The following is an 18,897-nucleotide window of genomic DNA, read 5'->3' on the forward strand; positions in this document are numbered from 1 at the left end:
GTTTCAAGGAACCCACACCCATTCAGGAAAAAGTTATTCCCCTCTTGCTGGAAACAAAGAGGGATGTCACCGGTCTGGCTCAGACCGGAACGGGAAAAACGGCGGCTTTCGGGCTTCCCCTGATTGAGCTTGTAGATACGGATAAGAGGGAAATTCAGGGACTCATTTTGTGTCCTACCAGGGAGCTTTGTCTCCAGATTAATAGAGAAATGGAATTGTTCTCTAAATTTACAAAAGACCTGAGAATTGTACCTGTTTACGGTGGAAAGGAAATGGCTTCACAGATCCGATCCATTAGAATGAATCCGCAACTTCTTGTGGCCACACCTGGCCGACTGGTAGATCTGATTAAAAGAGGAGTTGTGGATATCAGCAAGCTCCGTTACCTCGTCATGGATGAAGCGGATATCATGCTGAATATGGGATTCCGGGATGAATTGGATTTCATCCTTGCCTCATCTCCCAAAGAAAGACAGACTCTTCTTTTTTCTGCCACCATGCCTCCTGAGGTTGCCCGTATTGCCAAGGAATACATGACTGATCCTATTGAGATTGCTGTTGGTAAGAAGAATGCCGGTGTAGATACCATTGAGCATTATTACTACCTTGTACAGGCTCGGGACAGATACAATGCCTTAAAACGGCTCGTTGACTTTAATCCCGGCATCTATGGGCTGGTTTTTTGCAGGACCCGTGCTGATACCCAGATAATAGCCGATAAGATGCTCAAAGATGGGTACAATGTGGATTCTCTTCATGGGGATATGACTCAGCAGCAGCGTGAATTTGTAATGAAAAAGTTCAGGGATCAGAGTCTGCAGATTCTTGTGGCTACAGACATTGCCGCCCGTGGGCTGGATGTGAACAACCTCACTCATGTTATTCATTATGAACTTCCCGATGATATTGAATCCTACAATCACAGAAGCGGAAGAACCGGCCGTGCCGGACATCGGGGAACTTCCTGTGCCATCGTGAATATGAGGGAAAAGTATAAGATTAAAAGGATTGAGAAAATCCTGGGTCGAAATATCCTGGAAGCACCAGTTCCTCTGGGTGCTGATATCTGTGAACAACAGCTGATGCATCTCATCGACAGGGTTCAAGATGTGGATGTGGATGAAGAAGAGATTGCTCCCTATATCGGAGTTATCGAAGACAAGCTGAGAGATCTGGACAGGAATACACTGCTTAAGCATTTTATATCCATGGAATTCAACCGTTTCCTTACCTATTACGGTAATCAGCAGGATCTGCAGCCAGTGAAAGCAGAGACCTACAGAGATGGTGGTGGTGCCAGAGGTGCCAGAGCTGCCAGGGGTGGCCGTGATGGTGGACGGAGTGAAAGAGACCACAGCAATGTCCACTATGTGCATATGAATTTGAATTTAGGCCATAGAGACAGAATCAGTCCTCAGCATATTATTTCCATGATCAATAGAAGTACAAAGGGTTCCAAGGTTCCCATTGGACGAATTGATATCGGCCCCACAAAATCTTCCGTTCAGATTGACGCAACCTATGCGAGTCAGGTGGAAGAAGCCTTAAGCAAACTACCCTTTGAGGGAAAAAAGATTCGCCTGGATATTCAGAAAGATGCCCCCGTAGATAGTGATGGCGGCTCTTTCAATAAAGGTGGCTATAGCGGTGGTGGCGGCTATGGCGGTGCCAGAAAAGGCGGCGGCTATAATAAACGCGGAAAAGGCGGCAAACCCGGCAGTTACCGGTAAAGTTAATTTTTCCTCTTCCGATCATATAACAAGAGGGCTTATATAAGTTCTTTAAGATGATAGGGAGAGGGAAACAATGATTCGTGGACTTTATACTGCTGCCAGCGGAATGCAGGCCCAGCAGCACAGACTAAACGCACTGTCCAACAATCTCGCAAATGTAGATCTTACTGGTTACAAGCGGGATACATCAGTACACAAAGCCTTCCCTGAAATGCTCATCCGTCGTTTTAATGATGACGGGGTTCATCAATTTCCCATGGGTTCGGTTGATACGGCTCCCATCGTGGGTAAGCTGGGGACCGGCGTGGAATACAACGAGTCCTTTACTGTCTTCGAACAGGGCGCCCTGAAAGAAACATCCAATCCCTTTGACGTTGCCATGGATGGTGACGGATTTTTTACAATTCAAACCAATGATGGTGAACGGTTTACACGAAACGGTTCTTTTATCCTTGGTAAGGAAGGTTTTCTTCTTACCAAAGAGGGATACCCCGTCCTTGGTGAAGAGGGGCCCATTCAAATTAAGCTGAATAATTTTACAATAGATGCCAAAGGCCGCATTTTCCAGAATGGAGAACTTTCCGACAATCCTCAAAGGCTTGTTTCCATGGAAGAAAATGATTGGGCCGATTCAGAAATGCTGGACACCCTGAAGGTTGTCCGCTTTGAAGGCAATGGCAACCGTTTTCTCAAAAAGCAGGGCAGCAGCCTATGGAACAATAATCTGGAGTCGGGAGAGGCTTTTGTGACAACCCTGGATGAACGTCCCAAGGTCCTTCAGGGCTTTCTGGAAGCCTCCAATGTGAACCCGGTCAGCGAAATGGTGAATATGATTGAAGTGAACAGAGCCTATGAAGCAAATCAGAAAGTGATCAGCTCACAGGATTCATTACTGAATAAATTGATAAACGGTGCGGCCAAGTACTAGGCCCTGTAGATAGGAGAATAAGACAATGATGAGATCATTATGGACTGCCGCATCTGGAATGAACGGACAGCAGTTTAACATCGATACTATTTCAAATAATCTGTCTAACGTGAATACGACCGGGTATAAACAGGTCCGTGCAGATTTTGAAGATTTGATCTATCAGACAAGAAAAATCGCAGGAACCCCTGCCACCGAAGAGACTGTGGTTCCCACGGGAATTCAGGTTGGTCATGGTGTGAAAGTAGCCGCATCTCAGAGGATGTTCACCCAGGGTTCTCTTCAGAATACAGGAAATGAATCTGATATTGCCATCCAGGGAGAAGGCTTTTTCAGAACACTTCAGATTGATGGCAGCTTTGGATACACCCGGGATGGAGCCTTTAAAATTGACAGCAATGGACAGTTGGTCACCTCCAATGGAAATAAAGTTTTACCTGAAGTTATACTCCCCGAAGGTTTTATCAGGGAATCATTTTCCATCAGTCAGGATGGCCGGATCAATGTCAAACTCCCCGGCAGTGATGATCCTGTTGAGGTGGGGCAGGTGCAGCTTTTCCGATTTGTCAATCCCGCAGGTCTACAGGCTATCGGAGAAAATACTTTTAAATTGACCAGCGCTTCGGGAGATCCTATCGGTGGAAGACCAGGATTTGACGGAATGGGAATGGTCTACCAGAAGTGTCAGGAAAACACCAATCTTACGGTTGTGAAAGAAATGGTTAACATGATTGTGGCCCAAAGAGCCTATGAGTTGAATTCCAAGGCCATTCAGACATCCGACTCCATGCTGGGTATCGCTAATAATTTGAAGAGGTAAGATATAGATGGATAATATAAGCGCTACCGGAAATTTTCATTTAAGCAATAACTCCTCTGTCCAACTTGAAAGTAAACTGCAGGGTAGTCATGTCACTGCATCCGAAATGAAAAAACTAAAAGAAGCCTGTAATGATTTTGAAGCCATCTTCATTAAACAGATGCTGGATGCAATGAAAAAAACTATTAACCGTTCCTACCTCACCAATAGGAATATGGGGGAAGAGATTTTTGATGATATGCTTTACGATGAGTATTCAAAAAAAATGAGCGGAACAGCCGGTCTGGGAATCGGAAATATGATGTACCAGCAGCTATCCAGACAGTTGCCTTCTGACATTCTTTCCTGAGATCTACAGTTCTTAGACGGAATACTAAAATTAAAACCGGCTGGGCCATCCGGTTTTTTAGCATTTTCGATTTTCATCTATCATATTTTTGCTTTCAGGATGACAAATCATGGTTTTCTATGAGTTATAAAATATGAGGGTGTATGATAAATGATACATAAAAATTAACAGTCTTATCATTGGTTGTAAAATCATATGTAAAATAAACCCATACAGTATCTGTATATATATTTATATTGATGATCTATAATCTCATGGCATGAAAATTGCATACTCTTCTGCAGGAGGTGTAATGCCATGAAATACACGACAGATACATCTTATGATACTAGTTTTAAATTCTATCTGGAGGAAATTTCCAGATATAAATTACTCACTTTTGAGGAAGAAGTCTTCCTGGCTGAGAAAATTGCCAATGGAGATGAGAAGGCTCGATTGAGAATGATAAACTCCAACCTGAGGCTTGTTGTTAAGATGGCCCGGGCGTATCAGATATCCGGAGTCAGCCTTATGGATTTAATACAGGAAGGAAACCTTGGACTTATAAAAGCTGCTGAACGCTATGATTATAGAAAGAATGTCCGCTTCTGCACCTATGCCGCCTGGTGGATAAAGCAGGCTATAACCCGATTTTTAACTGATCGAAGCCGCTCTATAAGGCTTCCCTACAGGAAGGAAGAGTCTCTCCGCCATATTCAGGATTATATCCATACCTTTGGTATTAAGAATAAAAGGTCTCCTTCCCTCAAGGAAATCTCTGCTGGAACAAAAGTTAAATATAATGATGTTGTCACTATAATGGAGTTTTCATCTAATCCAATCTCTCTCTATACGGAAACGAACATTGAAAATGGATGTCTGATGGATATTCTGGAGGATGAGAACTACAACCCTGACAATGATTTTTTCAAGAAATGTGCAGAACAGGATACCAGAGATTCACTTAACAAGCTTAAAGAAAATGAAAGGAATATTATCCGCCATCGATACAATTTTGTAGATGGTAAAAAACATACTCTCAAAACCATCGGGGAACAAATGGGTATCTCTCCTGAGACTGTTCGTCAGATTGAAATAAGAGCCCTTAAAAGATTAAAAGAGGAAGCCTCGGAGCTGAAAGAATATATACAGGCCTGAGCCTTGACCAATAGGACGATCCATCCTAGATTCTTTCTATGTATGTATTGGGAATCGAATCTTCCTGTGATGAATGTGCCGCTTCTGTTGTCAAAGACGGAAACTTTATACTTAGCAATATTATAGCCACCCAGATTGATCTTCACAAACCTTGGCAGGGTGTTGTTCCAGAGATAGCCTCCCGCCTCCATACCAGGTGGATCTGGTCTGTCGTAGATCTGGCCGTTAAAGAAGCAGGAATCAAAAAAGAAGAACTGGGAGGCATTGCCGTCACAAACAGACCCGGTCTTGTGGGGTCTCTGTTGGTGGGGCTGTCTTTTGCGAAGGGGCTGGCCTGGTCACTGGATATTCCTTTTATCGGAGTTGATCATATAAGAGCCCACCTGTACGCACCCCACCTTGAAAATGATATATCCTATCCCTATCTGGGACTTCTGGTTTCTGGTGGACACACTGTTATTGCTGTTGTCCGCGGATTTGATGATATAGAAGTACTGGGAACCACCATTGATGACGCCTGCGGTGAAGCTTTTGATAAGATAGCCAAATTCTATGACCTGGGATATCCCGGGGGAATTGCCATTGATAAACTTGCCTTAGAAGGGAACCCCAAGGCATTTCGCTTTCCCAGTCCCAACCTGCATAAGGGAGATCATGTCTATGATGTCTCTTATTCTGGTTTGAAAACGGCGGTCATTAATCAGCTCGATCAATTTCTGAACCCGGGATTTGAAAAAACCAAAGAAAATATAGCCGCCTCCTTTCAGAAAAGAGCCATAGATATCCTGATTAAGAAAGTGAAACGAGCCATAACAAACACAGGTATTAAGACTGTAGTCGCCGGAGGCGGTGTCACAGCCAACTCCTATATGAGGTCCTCACTGACTGGACTCTGGGAAGTGAAGACTTATTTTCCTTCCCTGGAACTCTGTACGGATAATGCTGCCATGATCGCAGGGATTGGTTATCAATATCTGAAGTCCGGAGAGGTTTCTGATTTTTCAGAGAACGCCAAAGCAAGGGTTCCTTCCTTTAAAAGAGGTTATCCTTGAGTCATTCCCTCTTGAAGGGTTGAGATATTCAGTGTAATTTAAATGGTCCTTAATATTTGTCATAATTCCATTTTGCAAGGGAGACATTTTATGTCCAGAGATTTTAATCTTGATGATTCCATTAGAAAGATTGAGGATTTTCCTCACAAAGGTATTCTATATTATGACATCACTAGTATCCTGACTAATCCTGAGGCGTTTTCCTGGTGCATTGACCAGATGGTAGAGTATTATAAAGACAAAAATATTGATGCCGTTGCGGCTGTGGAATCCCGGGGATTCATATTTTCGGCACCCTTCGCAAAGGCCATGAGTATTCCCTTGATCCTAGTTCGGAAAGCCGGAAAGCTGCCAGGTGTTACCCTCAAGAAATCCTATCAGCTGGAATACGGAAAAGCAGAAGTGGAAATCCATCAGAGTGATGTTCCTCAAGGGAAAAATGTACTCCTGGTTGATGATCTTCTTGCCACAGGTGGCACCATGGGGGCCGCTGTTGAACTGCTGACCATGGGAGGGGCAGAGGTTAATCATATTTTTGGCATCATTGGTCTTCCATTTTTGAAATATGCCGACAAATTGCCGGGTATTAAAATTAAGACTCTCATTGAATACCAGAGTGAAAAAGTTGGTGTGTAGAGTTCCTAAAAACATTGGAAACACTTTGAAAACATTTTGCAGGATTATCTTGACATAAAAAGTCAATTTTTATATCATGCCTGCAGATCGAAACAATGAAGTTGTCAGACTGGTTTATACCCGTGCATGACTGTTGGAATTGTGACTATATTTTTCCCGATAGTGTAATTGGTAACACTGCAGATTCTGGTTCTGCCTTTGGGGGTTCAAGTCCTCCTCGGGAAATCAAAAAAATCAGAGGTCCCTTGTTCTGCATGGCAGGAACAGGATGTTCTCATACTTGCATAGGAATTTACTTCCAGGGACTAAAACCGGCTCTACAAAGCCGGTTTTTTTTGAAAATAAATAGAATTGCTAATGTATATTTATTTACAAAATCTGTATAAATATTTATCTATGGGGTGAATTATGCAGGAAAAGGCTTACCTGGTGCTTGAAAATGGTTCAGTTTTTCCAGGCTGCTGTTTTGGTGTGGATGCTCCCGGAGCATCTGATTTGGTTGTTGGACAGGACTCTCCCTATGGTGAGCTTGTGTTTAATACAGGAATGTCAGGTTATCATGAGATACTGACGGACCCTTCTTATACGGGGCAGATTGTAACAATGACATACCCTCATATAGGAAACTACGGTTGTGATGATGAATGGTCTGAAAACGGTCCTGAACCGGAATCCCGAAAAGATGTAAAAGTCTCGGCTTTTGTAGTCCGTGATGTCTATGATGGTCCACTACCTGCGGGTCGAGTCAGTCTGGATCAATACCTGAAGAATAACAGGATTTGCGGTATCAGCGGTGTGGACACACGGAGACTCACTCTTATGCTGCGGGATGATGGCAGCTGCAATGCTGTTATCGTGAAACCTTCCGACAACGGGCAGGGCTGGACTGATACTGATTTGGAAAAATGTCGTAACTTTCTGAAAAGCCTTCCCTCTATGGAAGGTCAGAATCTTATCGGCAATGTCGGGACTGTCGAGGCAGTCCATTTCCCGGGAACAGGGACTCATATTGCCCTCATCGACTTCGGAATCAAGGCTAATATCATCAGAGAACTTCAAAGAAGGTCCTGTCAGATCTCACTGCTTCCCTCCACGACAACAGTGGAAGAAATTAAAAAAATAAATCCAGATGGTATCTTTTTGTCTAATGGACCAGGTGATCCGGCTGCTCTGAGGCATCAGGTTTCGTTCATTCAGGATCTTCTGGGACTTTATCCTATTGTAGGTATCTGTCTCGGTCATCAGATCATCGGTCAAGCCATAGGCTCAGTCACTTATAAAATGAAATTTGGACACCATGGATGCAACCACCCGGTACGGGATGAAGAGACTGGCCGGGTCTTTGTGACTTCTCAGAATCACGGTTTTGCCGTCAATGAAGAATCACTCCCAAAAGATGTAAACGTGAGATTCAGAAATGCAAATGACGGGTCTATCGAAGGATTGGAGTGGAAGTCTAAAAGGCTTCTTTGTGTGCAGTTTCATCCTGAGGCTTCGCCGGGTCCGGTGGATTCCTCCTGGATATTTGATGCCTTTCTTGATGTTGTTAATGACAGAGTGAACACTGAGGTGAAGGAGAAATAATGCCTGCCAGAAAAGATATTCATAAAATACTTATAATCGGTTCAGGACCGATCATTATCGGTCAAGCCTGTGAATTTGACTATTCAGGAACCCAGGCCGTCAAGGCTCTGAAATCTGAAGGGTATGAGGTCATTCTTGTGAACCCCAACCCAGCCACCGTTATGACCACTCCCGGCATTGCCGACCGGATCTATGTGGAGCCCCTTACGGTCAAATATGTGACTGAGATTATCCGGAAGGAAAGACCCGATGCTGTATTGTCCACCATGGGCGGACAGACAGCTCTCAATCTGACCCTTGATCTGGCGGAAGAGGGGGTTCTTGAAAAATATGGTGTAGAAGTCATCGGTGCCAAAATTGAATCCATCTTCAAGGCCGAGGATCGGGGCGAGTTTAAGAAGGTTGTCGAAAGCCTTGGTCTCGAATCACCCCGATCTATTGTCACAAAGACCGTAGCAGGAGCTCTCAAGCTGGAAAAAGAAGTTGGACTTCCTCTCGTCATTAGACCAAGTTTCACTCTGGGTGGTATGGGCGGCAGTATCGCCTATGATCATGATGAACTGAAAAACCTGGTGGAGAGAGCCCTTTTGGCCAGTCCTGTGGGGGAAGCTCTCATTGAGGAATCACTCATCGGCTGGAAGGAATTCGAGATGGAAGTCATGCGGGATAAGATGGATAATGCAATCATCGTATGCTCCATCGAAAACATAGATCCCATGGGAGTTCATACGGGAGACAGTATTACAATTGCTCCCATACAGACCCTGGATGATCGCGCCTTTCAGAAGATGAGAAATGCCTCGATTGATATACTTCGGGCCATCGGTGTCGATTGCGGCGGTTCAAATGTTCAGTTTGCTGTTAAACCAGACACGGGCCGAATGATCATCATCGAGATGAATCCCCGTGTGTCCCGTTCCAGTGCACTGGCCAGTAAGGCGACGGGATTTCCCATCGCTCACTGCAGTGCCAAGCTGGCTGTCGGATTCACCCTGGATGAAGTCACCAATGAAATCACCGGGAAAACGGCCTCCTGTTTTGAACCAGCCCTGGATTATTGTGCCGTAAAAGTGCCTCGTTTTGAAACAGAAAAATTTCCTACAGGCTATTCCGCCCTGGGGACCCAGATGAAATCTGTAGGCGAAGCTCTGGCTCTGGGAAGAACGGCTCTGGAAGCCTTAAACAAGGCCATAAGAGCCTCCGAGACCGGTTTTGATGGGATGAGTGAGTTGAGGGTCAGTGAGCAGGAGCTTGAAACCATTCTGACCACGGCTCATCCCCGCAGACTCCTGGGAGCCTATACCTGGATCAAATGGAATCCCAAGGGATCTCTGGAAGATCTGGCTGAAAAAACGGGTTTCAATACCTGGTTCCTCTATCAGCTGCAAAAACAGGTTAAACTTGAAAACAGAATTGCCGCTGCAGCCGAACTGGATAAAGAGCTGATGCTGGAAGCCAAGAAAACCGGACTTTCCGACAGCAGGATTGGTGAACTCAGGTCTGAAACTGCTCTTTCAATCACAACCCTGCGGGAAAAACAGGGACTGGAAGCCTGTTTTCACTTCGTAGACAGCTGTGCGGGAGAAATCAACGCACAGACCCCTTATTTCTACTCCACCTGGGGGGAAATAGATGAGGGTTCTCCCACAGGAGATGAGGGTGTTATTATTCTGGCTTCCGGTCCCAATAGGATCGGACAGGGCCTGGAGTTTGATACCTGCTGCACCCTGGCGTCCATCAGTCTCAGAGAGCAGGGGGTCAAGACAATCATGATCAACTCCAACCCCGAGACCGTATCAACTGACTTCAATATCTCTGACCGTCTCTATCTCGAGCCCCTTACTTCAGAATCTGTCAAACAGATCATGAAGAAGGAGGAGGTCAAAAAGATTGTCGTTCAACTGGGCGGGCAGACTCCTCTGAATATGGTGGAAGAACTCGAAAAAGCGGGTGCCCTGGTCGTGGGAACCTCTGTCGCGAATATAAACAAGGCAGAGGATAGGAAGCTCTTTTCTGAAGCCATGGCAAAGTTGGGGTTGAAGCAACCCAGAAATAAAAGTGCCTATGCAAGAGAAGAGCTGGCTCAGTTTTCAAGAGAAATCGGTTTTCCCGTTCTTTTGAGACCCTCCTTTGTACTGGGGGGGCGGAGTATGTTTATTGCCTATTCCGTTGAAGAGCTGGATATTTTTCTAAGCAAGGGAATCCCCATCTCTCCGGAGAGGCCTGTCCTGGTGGACCAGTTTCTGGAAGACGCTTTTGAATATGACCTGGATGCCGTTTCCGATGGAAAAAATGTCTATGTCGGTGGGATTATGCAGCATATCGAAGCCGCAGGAATCCATTCGGGTGACTCTGCCTGTGTTTTCCCCCCTTATAAGTCAACGCCGGAAATTGTAAAGGAAATGTCGGATGCCGCCGTTTCCATTGCCCGAGAGTTTAATATCCAGGGATTTCTGAATATACAATTTGCTGTGAAAGAGGGCATCATGTATATCCTGGAAGTCAATCCAAGAGCCTCCAGAACCATACCCTTCCTGTCAAAGACCTCCGGGGTAAATCTGATAGAAGCCGCAGTCAAAGTTTGGAACGGGACAGACCTGATGAAACAGGGGCTTGTAGATAAGAGTACGGGAGTCGGAGAGGGTTCCTGCCAGACCGGTTGGGCCGTGAAAGAAGCAGTCTTCTCCTTTGACCGCTTTGCCGGTCTCGACCCCATCCTCGGCCCTGAGATGAAATCCACTGGTGAGGCCATCGGCATCGGAGACAGCTACGGTGAAGCCTTTGCCAAGGTTCAGGCTGCGGTAGGTTGCTTCCTCCCAACTAAAGGACGTGTCTTTGTGACCGTTTCCGATAAGGACAAGCAGACCATACTCCCCATCGTCAAAGATCTGGTGGAGTTGGGCTTTGAGATTGCCGCGACCAGAGGAACCGCTGATTTTCTCTATAAAAACGGTATTTTTTCCGAAGTGATATTAAAGCTGCATCAAGGACATCCCAGTGTTGTGGATCATATGAGCAGCGGAAGGATAGACATGTTGATCAATACACCTCTGGGGCGGTTTTCCCAGATAGAGGATGAAGAGATCCGTACCGAAGCTGTGAGGAGGAAAATCCCTTATACAACGACCACAAGTGCCGCACAGGCAGCTGTCATCGGTATAAAGTATCTTAAGAGTGAGAACGTCAACAGTCAGCCTCTACCGTAGCCTATTCACTAGAGCTAAAGCCACCTCCTACGGGGGTGGTAACGGTTTTGGGCTTTGCCTCAAGGCATTTTTCTTGATAATTTGTGGCTTTGGCAACACTGTAAGCCCCTTTCAGGGGCGCCGCTTCCCAAACTACATGCTCTGCATGTAGTTGTTGATTAAAAAAAGGGGCTGCCTCCGAAGTTATTCCAACTTCTGAAGCAGCCCCTTATGTTCAAAACTATAATTTCAAAATTACTCTTCCAATATAAAATTGTTGTAGTAGAAGTTGATGGCATCCAGAAGAGCCTCCCAGGAGGCTTCAATGATGTTTTCAGAGACTCCGACAGAATCCCAGGTTTTTTTGTTATCAGTAAATGTTATAAAAACCCTGACCTTTGCGGCAGTGGCTTCTTCCGGGTTCAGAACCCTGACCTTGTAGTCGCTGAGGTGAATATTCTTCAGAAATGGAAAGCTCGGTATCAGGGCATCCCTGACGGAGGAATTCAGTGTGTCCACCGGTCCTTCGCCTACAGCGGCACCCATATGCTCCACACCGCCTGCTTTCAGGAATAGTCGACCCACCGTTTTGCTTTTGCTTTCCATGGTTTTGTAGGATTCCAGATGATAGTTCTGCAGATCAAAAAGAGGCGTGTATTTCCCCAGAGCCTTCCGCATAATCACATCGAAGGAGGCTTCTGCCGCTTCATATTCATACCCTTCCATCTCTTTTTTCTTCAGTGTCTCTATCAGGTTGGTAACGATCTCGGATTTTTTATCAAAATCACCGTATTTTGCCAGTTTTCTGACTATGGTAGACTTGCCTGCCAGCTCAGACAGAAGAATCTTTCTGGAGTTTCCAACCAGGGAGCTGTCCATATGCTCCATAAGGTGTTCCGCTTTGGCCAGTACATCAGCATGTTGTCCGGCTTTGTGGGTAAAGGCTGTCTCTCCCACATAAGCCTGATTTTTTTCCGGGATAATATTAGCTTTTTCCTCTGTATAACGGGAAATCTTGGTCAACTCTTTCAGATTTGAACCGGCATAGACGCTTTTATTCATTTTTAAGACCAGGTTGGGAATGATGGCACAGAGGTTGGCATTTCCTACCCGCTCACCCCATCCATTGATGGTCCCCTGAACATGGACAGCTCCGGCATCAATCGCCAGTATGGAAGAGGCTACAGCCGTTCCTGTGTCGTTATGGAAATGAACACCCAGAGGGGCTAGGTCTTTTGTTTTAACTTCTTTGATATAGGATATCGCTGTCTGAGGCAGGGTCCCGCCGTTTGTGTCACACAGGACAAGACAGTCTGCTCCGGCTTCTGTCGCCGTCTGAAGGACTTTCAAGGCATAAGCCTTGTTGTTTCTGTATCCGTCAAAAAAATGTTCCAGATCAAAGATGATCTCCCGTCCTTCTCCTTTTAAGTAGGAGATGGAGTCGTGAATCATATTCAGGTTTTCCTCCAGACTGGTCTGGAGAACTTCAGTAGCATGAGCATCCCATGATTTGCCGACGATCACAACTGTTGGGGTTTCAGCCTGGAGAAGAGCATTGATGTGGGCATCCTGTGAGGCGGGTATTCCGGGTTTTCTGGTTGATCCAAAGGCACAGATACGTGAGTGTTTTAAATTGAGAGACTGAACTTCATTGAAATAAGCTGTTTCCCTTTCAGAAGCAAGGGGGAATCCGCCTTCAATATAGTCAATTCCGAAATCATCCAGCCTTTCTGTTATTTCAAGTTTGTCTTTAAGGGTGAAGTTGATACCTGTTCCCTGAGTCCCATCTCGTAATGTTGTGTCAAATACTGCAATTTCAGATTTTCCCATAGTCTTTCCTTATTCCCTGTGGTTCATGATAACTCGTTGCTAATATGATCAATTAGCAATAAAATGATTTCATGGGTAAAGATAATGTATTTGACAGCCTTGTGAAAGACCTTTCTTCCGAAGAAAGGCGAGAAATGATTGAAAAAATGGAGCAAAATATCCATATTAGCCAAGAACCATTAGATATTCACGTTGAAAAAGAATCTATCCAAACGATTGAAGAAGAAAATGTGGCACTATCATGGTTAGATAAGTTCATAATATTTATTAAGTCAGTGTTTTTGTCTAAAGAGCGGTTGGAATTGACGAAAAGTCTCGTTGTACACAGGATCGCAAGGCAAGTTTCCCTGATAAGTCCTGAACTTTTTGATATAAAACACCAGGCCGTCGCAGGTGAATTTTGTGAAATGCTTATAGATATCGCGAATTCGGTTGATTTTATCAGGACTCCTCTTTCAGTTTGCTTTGGAATTGACAAACTTCTCTTTTATTCTTTGATGGGTCAACTGGAGTTTCCTGTTCTTCATGAAGAATTGAGACAGAAGATCAATCCATGGGATCTGGCCGTCCGGAATCCTTCTCTGGATGTTCAGGAAGTAAAAAGAAAATTAGCAGATAATCTGGAGACAAGCCTTTCCAGGATAAACCGGGAAGACAGATTACGGATGATGGATCTGACTCGGACTTTGAATCATATGTACCAGCTCAGTCTGTATCCTTTTAAGCAGATTACCAGTCAGTTTCCTGATTCGGCCCATGGAGCCTCTCTGTCAGCAAGTTTCTCCGGTGTGGTGAATCCCCTGACAGAATTGGGTCGAATTCTAATCTCCTTCAATACCCCCCCCTCTGTTAAACTCCTTGAGGCTGTATTCTTCCTATATTACAGTCATGAAGACCGTGAGGTTGAATCGCCCTTGGAAGAATTGGTTTCACTCAGTATCAGCCGTTGTGAAACCCTCATTCAAAAAATACGGAACTTCAATAGAGTTGTTCCCATGACCGATCTCCTGAAAGTCATGAATGGTGATCCATTCTTACATCTCTCCGATATAGGTGGGGGTGAAGACTGGTTCTACTTCTTTAAACAATACTGGCAGGATAGTCTTGCTGAACAACTGCGGCTGTTCACGCGTGAAAAGAAACTGGAAGAGATTGCCCATGAGTTACTGCGCTATTGGGATCTGACGAGTCTGTTCGGCGTGAAAGAATATGATACAACAGATCGTTTTTGCACTTTTTCCTACTCCATGGCAGCCCTGAATACATTCTTTCTTGAAAATTACCAGAAGAAGCTATACTATCCCATGAAAATCATCCTCGTGGACGGTAGTTTTTACAAAAAAAGTAACCGCACTGAGTATGACAAAGTTTTCCAGGTCTTGGTTAAAATGGGGGAAAGGATCAAATGGTTTGAAAACAATCTTCTTCCCGATGGTGATTCAGGCAGAAAACTGAGAACCCTAAGCCAGGAATATAGAGAAGACCAGGAAGAGCTGAATCGTCAGGTCTTGAAGGTCCGGATAGGCATCAACCGGGATGCCCTTGTTATTCTAGAGGATTCGCTGAACTGTCTAGTCACCATGGGTAAGCTTATGAATGGTGTTGTCATGGGAAACGGGGGCAGCTATGACACCCTGTCCAACTTTTCTGAACTGGGGGGACGCAACAATGAAGAATTGCGTCAAAGTGTGATTGAAGCAGCCGATGATGTTCATAAAATAGGTCATTCACTTCAGGACTTTGTTAATCTTGAAAAAGAAAAAATGGATGAGCTGAGTAAAGAAATCTAAGACTTGTTAATCCGCTCCCCTTCGGGCCGTTTCATTGACTATTCACCCTAATTCTGTTTAAATTCACATATCAGAAAACATGTGAGGCTCTTATGGAAAAACAGAAAAAACTTTGGCAGAATATCATGGCAGAGGCCCTGGGAAACGCAGCTCTTGAAAAAGGTTTGGATCAGACTGATTTCTCAGGCAGAGTTATTGTTGAACTTCCTCCCCGACCTGAAATGGGTGATCTGGCATTTCCGATGTTTCCTTTTGCTAAAGAATTCAGGATGGCACCACCTGCTATTGCTGCTTCTGTTGTGGCGGCCCTCAAAGAGAATGCTCCGGGAAGAGCCACAACTGCGGGTCCTTACGTTAATGTATTCCTGGACAGAACCGAGTTTCTGTCAGGTCTAATCAGTGAAGTTCGTGCAGACGCTGACACTTACGGCCATTCCAGCTTTCTCTCCGGTCAGAAAATCATGGTTGAGTTTTCCTGCCCTAATACAAATAAACCTCTCCATCTGGGACATTTGAGAAATGATGCCATCGGTGAAAGTGTGTCCCGTATTCTGGCAGCCACCGGGGCTGAAGTTCAGAAGGTTAACCTCATTAATAACAGAGGTGTACATATATGCAAGTCTATGTTGGCTTATCAGAAGTTCGGCAAGGGAGTCACCCCTGAATCTTCCGGGAAAAAGGGAGATCACCTGGTGGGCGAATTTTATGTAAAATTCAACCAGTGGTCTAAAGAAGACGAAACCGCTGAGACACAGGCCCAGGAGATGCTCATTAAATGGGAAGAGGGTGATAAGGAAGTCATCGCTCTCTGGGAACAGATGAATAAGTGGACCATTGAGGGTATTGCAGAAACCTATAAAAACACAAATATCTCCTTTGATAGATACTATTATGAAAGTGATACCTATCTGTCCGGCAGGGATGAAGTTCTCAAGGGCCTGGAGTCGGGTATCTTGCACAAGGATGAGGATGGAAGCATTCGTCTGGATATGTCAGATGTCGGATTGGATACTAAAGTTCTGCTCCGCTCAGACGGCACCTCTGTCTATATGACACAGGATCTGGGAACAGCCATTGCCCGGCATAAAGATTTCCCCTTTGACCGACTCATTTATGTCGTGGGAGCCGAACAGGAGTATCATTTTCAAGTCCTTTTCCATGCCCTAAAAAAACTGGGTTACTCCTGGGCCTCCATGTTGTATCACCTCTCTTATGGCATGGTGAACCTTCCCGAAGGGAAAATGAAATCAAGGGAAGGCACTGTGGTGGATGCTGATGACCTACTGAAACAGCTCAGTGATATGGCCAGCGATGAAATCAGAAATAAAGACAGAGCCGATTCTGTCGGTGATGTGGACGAGACAGGACGTAAGATTGCTCTTGCAGCCCTTCATTATTTTCTGCTTCAGGTCTCTCCCTTAAAAGATATGATTTTCGATCCAAAAGAATCCTTATCATTTAATGGAAATACTGGACCCTATCTTCAGTATGTAAGTGCCAGGATCAGCAGCATGGTGGATAAGTATGAAAAAATGAAAGCTGGCTATGAAGGGATCAAAGAAGATTTTTCTCTGCTGAGCAGTGATGCAGAATGGGAACTTGCCAAAAGCGTGAGTTCTTTCCCCATTGCTTTGCACAATGCCGCGGCCGATTTGAACCCCTCAGATCTTGCCTGTCATCTGTATGATATTGCCAAAAGCTTCAGTCGTTTTTATCATGACTGTCCCATTTTAGGCGTTGAAGACAAAAGTTTAACCGTCAGCAGAATGGCTCTGGCAAGAGCGGTTCTTCAGGTTCTGAAAAATGGTTTTGACCTGGTAAATATTCCATTTCTCAGTAAAATGTAAAACGCTCCTAAATATCTGCACTTGACCACATTACGTGATAAGTGGTATACCCATTGAGTGCCAAAATAATAGAATGTTGAGGTTGGTTGAATGTACGCACTTGTAGAAATCAAAGGTAAGCAGTATAAGGCTGAAAAAGGTGCTGTGTTATTAGTCGACAAATTTGATAATCAGGCCGGTGACAAAGTGGAACTTGATTCCGTGCTTCTCATTTCAGGTGAGGGAGATACCAAAATTGGTGCCCCCTATGTGGATGGAGCAAAAGTTACAGCCGTTGTCAAAAGTAATGTCAAAGACAAAAAAGTAGTCGTTTTCAAGTTCAAGAAAAGAAAAGGCTATCAAAGAACACAGGGTCACAGACAGAATTATACTCTGCTTCGGGTAGAAGAAATCCTGGGCGCTTAAGAAAGCGAATCAGTGATTGAGATTGTTCTAACCTTTAGGGATTCCGGTCTATTAGAGACCCTGATATCCCGAGGTCACGCAAATAGAACAGCGGATCTGCCCAATGAAGCCTGTGCCGCGGTCTCAGTTCTGCTGAGAACTGCTGCCAGGCTCTTCAGTCATACCGATGGAGTTTCTATCATCGGCGGGGCTGAAAAGCCGGGACATCTTGAACTTAAGGTTTTGGATGTTCCTGAACAGCACCATGAATGGTTCAGAGGTGCTGTTGACTTGTTAATGTTAGGGCTGCGGGATCTCCAGGAGGAGTATCCTGACAGCATTCAAATCAGAACAGACGTGAGGAAACGATAATGGCTCATAAGAAAGGTGGAGGAAGCTCCAAAAATGGAAGGGATTCCAATGCTCAGAGACTGGGTGTGAAACGATTCGGCGGTCAAGTTGTAAAAGCCGGAGAAATTCTTGTCCGTCAAAGAGGAACTAAAATTCACCCAGGTGAAAATGTCGGAATCGGTAAAGATGATACTCTTTTTGCAACCGAAGCCGGAAGTGTCTTTTTTCATGACAATAAAGGCAAAAAAAGAGTTTCTATTGTCGCATCAGGTGAATAGGAATTTATGCAGGGTTTTATAGACGAAACTCGACTAGAAGTGTATTCCGGAGATGGGGGCGCTGGTAGTGTCTCCTTCCGGAGAGAAAAATATGTTCCCCAGGGCGGGCAGGACGGTGGAGATGGAGGTAGTGGGGGTAATGTTGTTTTTCAGGTTAAGAAGAATCTGAAAACATTGTCTCATCTCAACCGCAAGCACATCTATCGAGCAGAGACTGGCCATTCCGGAAGGGGCAAACGAATGCATGGTAAAGACGGTGAACCCGTCATTATCGCAGTTCCTCCCGGTACCCTGATAAGAGATTACCTGACAAACGACATCATCAAGGATTTTACTGAAAATTCGGATGGTGAAGAATGGTCTTTTCTTCAGGGTGGAAATGGCGGACAGGGGAACTGGCACTTCAGAACTTCGAGGAAACAGACACCCCGATTTGCTCAGCCCGGTATGCCCGGTGAATATGCTGAGATAAAATTGGAACTGAATCTAATCGCAGATATCGGTTTTGTAGGCTTTCCCAGTGTGGGAAAATCAAGTCTCCTCAAAGCCATAACCAACGCTAATCCTAAGGTGGCTTCCTATCCATTTACGACAAAAATCCCGAATTTGGGAATGTTGCGTCTGGGGGAAAAAGACATTGTACTGGCAGACATTCCCGGAATTATCGAGGGTGCCTCCCATGGACTGGGGCTGGGATTTAAATTTTTAAAACATATCTCCCGAACGGCAGGACTGGCTTTTCTTATTGATCTGGGTGAACCTGATTTTGAGGATACCTATTCTAAGCTGTTGGTGGAGCTCAAAGAGTACAATCCAGATCTTCTTGAAAAACAGAGGCTCCTCGTAGGAACCAAAATGGATCTTGAAAATTCGGAAGAAAATCTTAAAAAACTACAAGACCTTTATCCTGAGGAGCATGTCATTGCTGTTTCTATTTTTTCCAGAGAGGGTCTGGATGAATTGAAACTGGCCATGCTGAAAATGGCAACCTGA

16 protein-coding genes and 1 tRNA gene are annotated in these 18,897 nt (G+C 44.8%); 16 read left to right on the forward strand and 1 reads right to left on the reverse strand.

The window, feature by feature from the left end:
- From PF479_RS01185 to carB, 10 genes are all read left to right on the forward strand, one after another.
- The coding region (locus PF479_RS01185) for a DEAD/DEAH box helicase (RefSeq protein ID WP_298001405.1) at positions 1–1,730 on the forward strand (1,730 nt) is incomplete at its 5' end.
- A gap of 76 nt (positions 1,731–1,806) precedes the next feature.
- Positions 1,807–2,661 (forward strand): flagellar hook-basal body protein, encoded by an 855-nt coding sequence (locus PF479_RS01190; protein ID WP_298001407.1) that lies wholly within the window; start codon positions 1,807–1,809, stop codon positions 2,659–2,661.
- A 25-nt stretch (positions 2,662–2,686) separates the two neighbouring features.
- Positions 2,687–3,481 carry a flagellar basal-body rod protein FlgG gene (flgG, locus tag PF479_RS01195; RefSeq protein ID WP_298001408.1) on the forward strand — a complete coding sequence of 265 codons (795 nt, stop codon included), beginning with the start codon at positions 2,687–2,689 and terminating at the stop codon, positions 3,479–3,481.
- 7 nt (positions 3,482–3,488) lie between these two features.
- Entirely contained in the window at positions 3,489–3,830 is a 342-nt protein-coding gene (locus tag PF479_RS01200; RefSeq protein ID WP_298001410.1) for a rod-binding protein, read from the forward strand.
- A 297-nt stretch (positions 3,831–4,127) separates the two neighbouring features.
- Positions 4,128–4,967, forward strand: coding sequence for an RNA polymerase sigma factor RpoD/SigA (locus PF479_RS01205; protein WP_298001411.1), 840 nt, complete (start codon positions 4,128–4,130; stop codon positions 4,965–4,967).
- A 38-nt stretch (positions 4,968–5,005) separates the two neighbouring features.
- Positions 5,006–6,019 carry a tRNA (adenosine(37)-N6)-threonylcarbamoyltransferase complex transferase subunit TsaD gene (gene tsaD, locus PF479_RS01210; RefSeq protein WP_298001413.1) on the forward strand — a complete coding sequence of 338 codons (1,014 nt, stop codon included), beginning with the start codon at positions 5,006–5,008 and terminating at the stop codon, positions 6,017–6,019.
- Positions 6,020–6,109: 90 nt separating this feature from the next.
- Entirely contained in the window at positions 6,110–6,655 is a 546-nt protein-coding gene (locus PF479_RS01215) for an adenine phosphoribosyltransferase (protein WP_298001415.1), read from the forward strand.
- Positions 6,656–6,808: 153 nt separating this feature from the next.
- Positions 6,809–6,880 (forward strand) — tRNA-Gln (locus PF479_RS01220).
- Positions 6,881–7,063: 183 nt separating this feature from the next.
- Positions 7,064–8,239, forward strand: a complete 1,176-nt coding sequence (gene carA / locus PF479_RS01225; RefSeq protein ID WP_298001416.1) for a glutamine-hydrolyzing carbamoyl-phosphate synthase small subunit — start codon at positions 7,064–7,066, stop codon at positions 8,237–8,239.
- Positions 8,239–11,445 carry a carbamoyl-phosphate synthase large subunit gene (gene carB, locus PF479_RS01230; RefSeq protein WP_298001418.1) on the forward strand — a complete coding sequence of 1,069 codons (3,207 nt, stop codon included), beginning with the start codon at positions 8,239–8,241 and terminating at the stop codon, positions 11,443–11,445. Before carA ends, carB begins: the two co-directional genes overlap by 1 nt.
- 234 nt (positions 11,446–11,679) lie before the next feature.
- Here carB and cimA read toward each other — a convergent pair whose 3' ends face one another.
- Entirely contained in the window at positions 11,680–13,254 is a 1,575-nt protein-coding gene (gene cimA, locus PF479_RS01235) for a citramalate synthase (protein ID WP_298001420.1), read from the reverse strand.
- A gap of 71 nt (positions 13,255–13,325) precedes the next feature.
- Here cimA and PF479_RS01240 point away from each other — a divergent pair, with 71 nt between their 5' ends.
- The 6 genes from PF479_RS01240 to obgE all read left to right on the forward strand — a co-directional run bounded on the left by PF479_RS01240 (position 13,326) and on the right by obgE (position 18,897).
- Positions 13,326–15,044, forward strand: coding sequence for a DUF5312 family protein (locus PF479_RS01240; protein ID WP_298001421.1), 1,719 nt, complete (start codon positions 13,326–13,328; stop codon positions 15,042–15,044).
- Between the two features lie 92 nt (positions 15,045–15,136).
- On the forward strand, positions 15,137–16,891 hold the full coding sequence (argS, locus tag PF479_RS01245; protein WP_298001423.1) for an arginine--tRNA ligase: 1,755 nt from the start codon (positions 15,137–15,139) through the stop codon (positions 16,889–16,891).
- Positions 16,892–16,981: 90 nt separating this feature from the next.
- Positions 16,982–17,296: a 50S ribosomal protein L21 gene (gene rplU / locus PF479_RS01250; RefSeq protein ID WP_298001424.1), complete on the forward strand. Its 315-nt coding sequence runs from the start codon at positions 16,982–16,984 to the stop codon at positions 17,294–17,296.
- Between the two features lie 12 nt (positions 17,297–17,308).
- Entirely contained in the window at positions 17,309–17,647 is a 339-nt protein-coding gene (locus PF479_RS01255; RefSeq protein ID WP_298001426.1) for a ribosomal-processing cysteine protease Prp, read from the forward strand.
- Positions 17,647–17,904 carry a 50S ribosomal protein L27 gene (gene rpmA / locus PF479_RS01260; protein WP_298001428.1) on the forward strand — a complete coding sequence of 86 codons (258 nt, stop codon included), beginning with the start codon at positions 17,647–17,649 and terminating at the stop codon, positions 17,902–17,904. Before PF479_RS01255 ends, rpmA begins: the two co-directional genes overlap by 1 nt.
- 6 nt (positions 17,905–17,910) lie before the next feature.
- Positions 17,911–18,897 carry a GTPase ObgE gene (gene obgE / locus PF479_RS01265; RefSeq protein WP_298001430.1) on the forward strand — a complete coding sequence of 329 codons (987 nt, stop codon included), beginning with the start codon at positions 17,911–17,913 and terminating at the stop codon, positions 18,895–18,897.

The organism is Oceanispirochaeta sp., from assembly GCF_027859075.1.
Classification (GTDB): Bacteria; Spirochaetota; Spirochaetia; order DSM-2461; family DSM-2461; genus Oceanispirochaeta.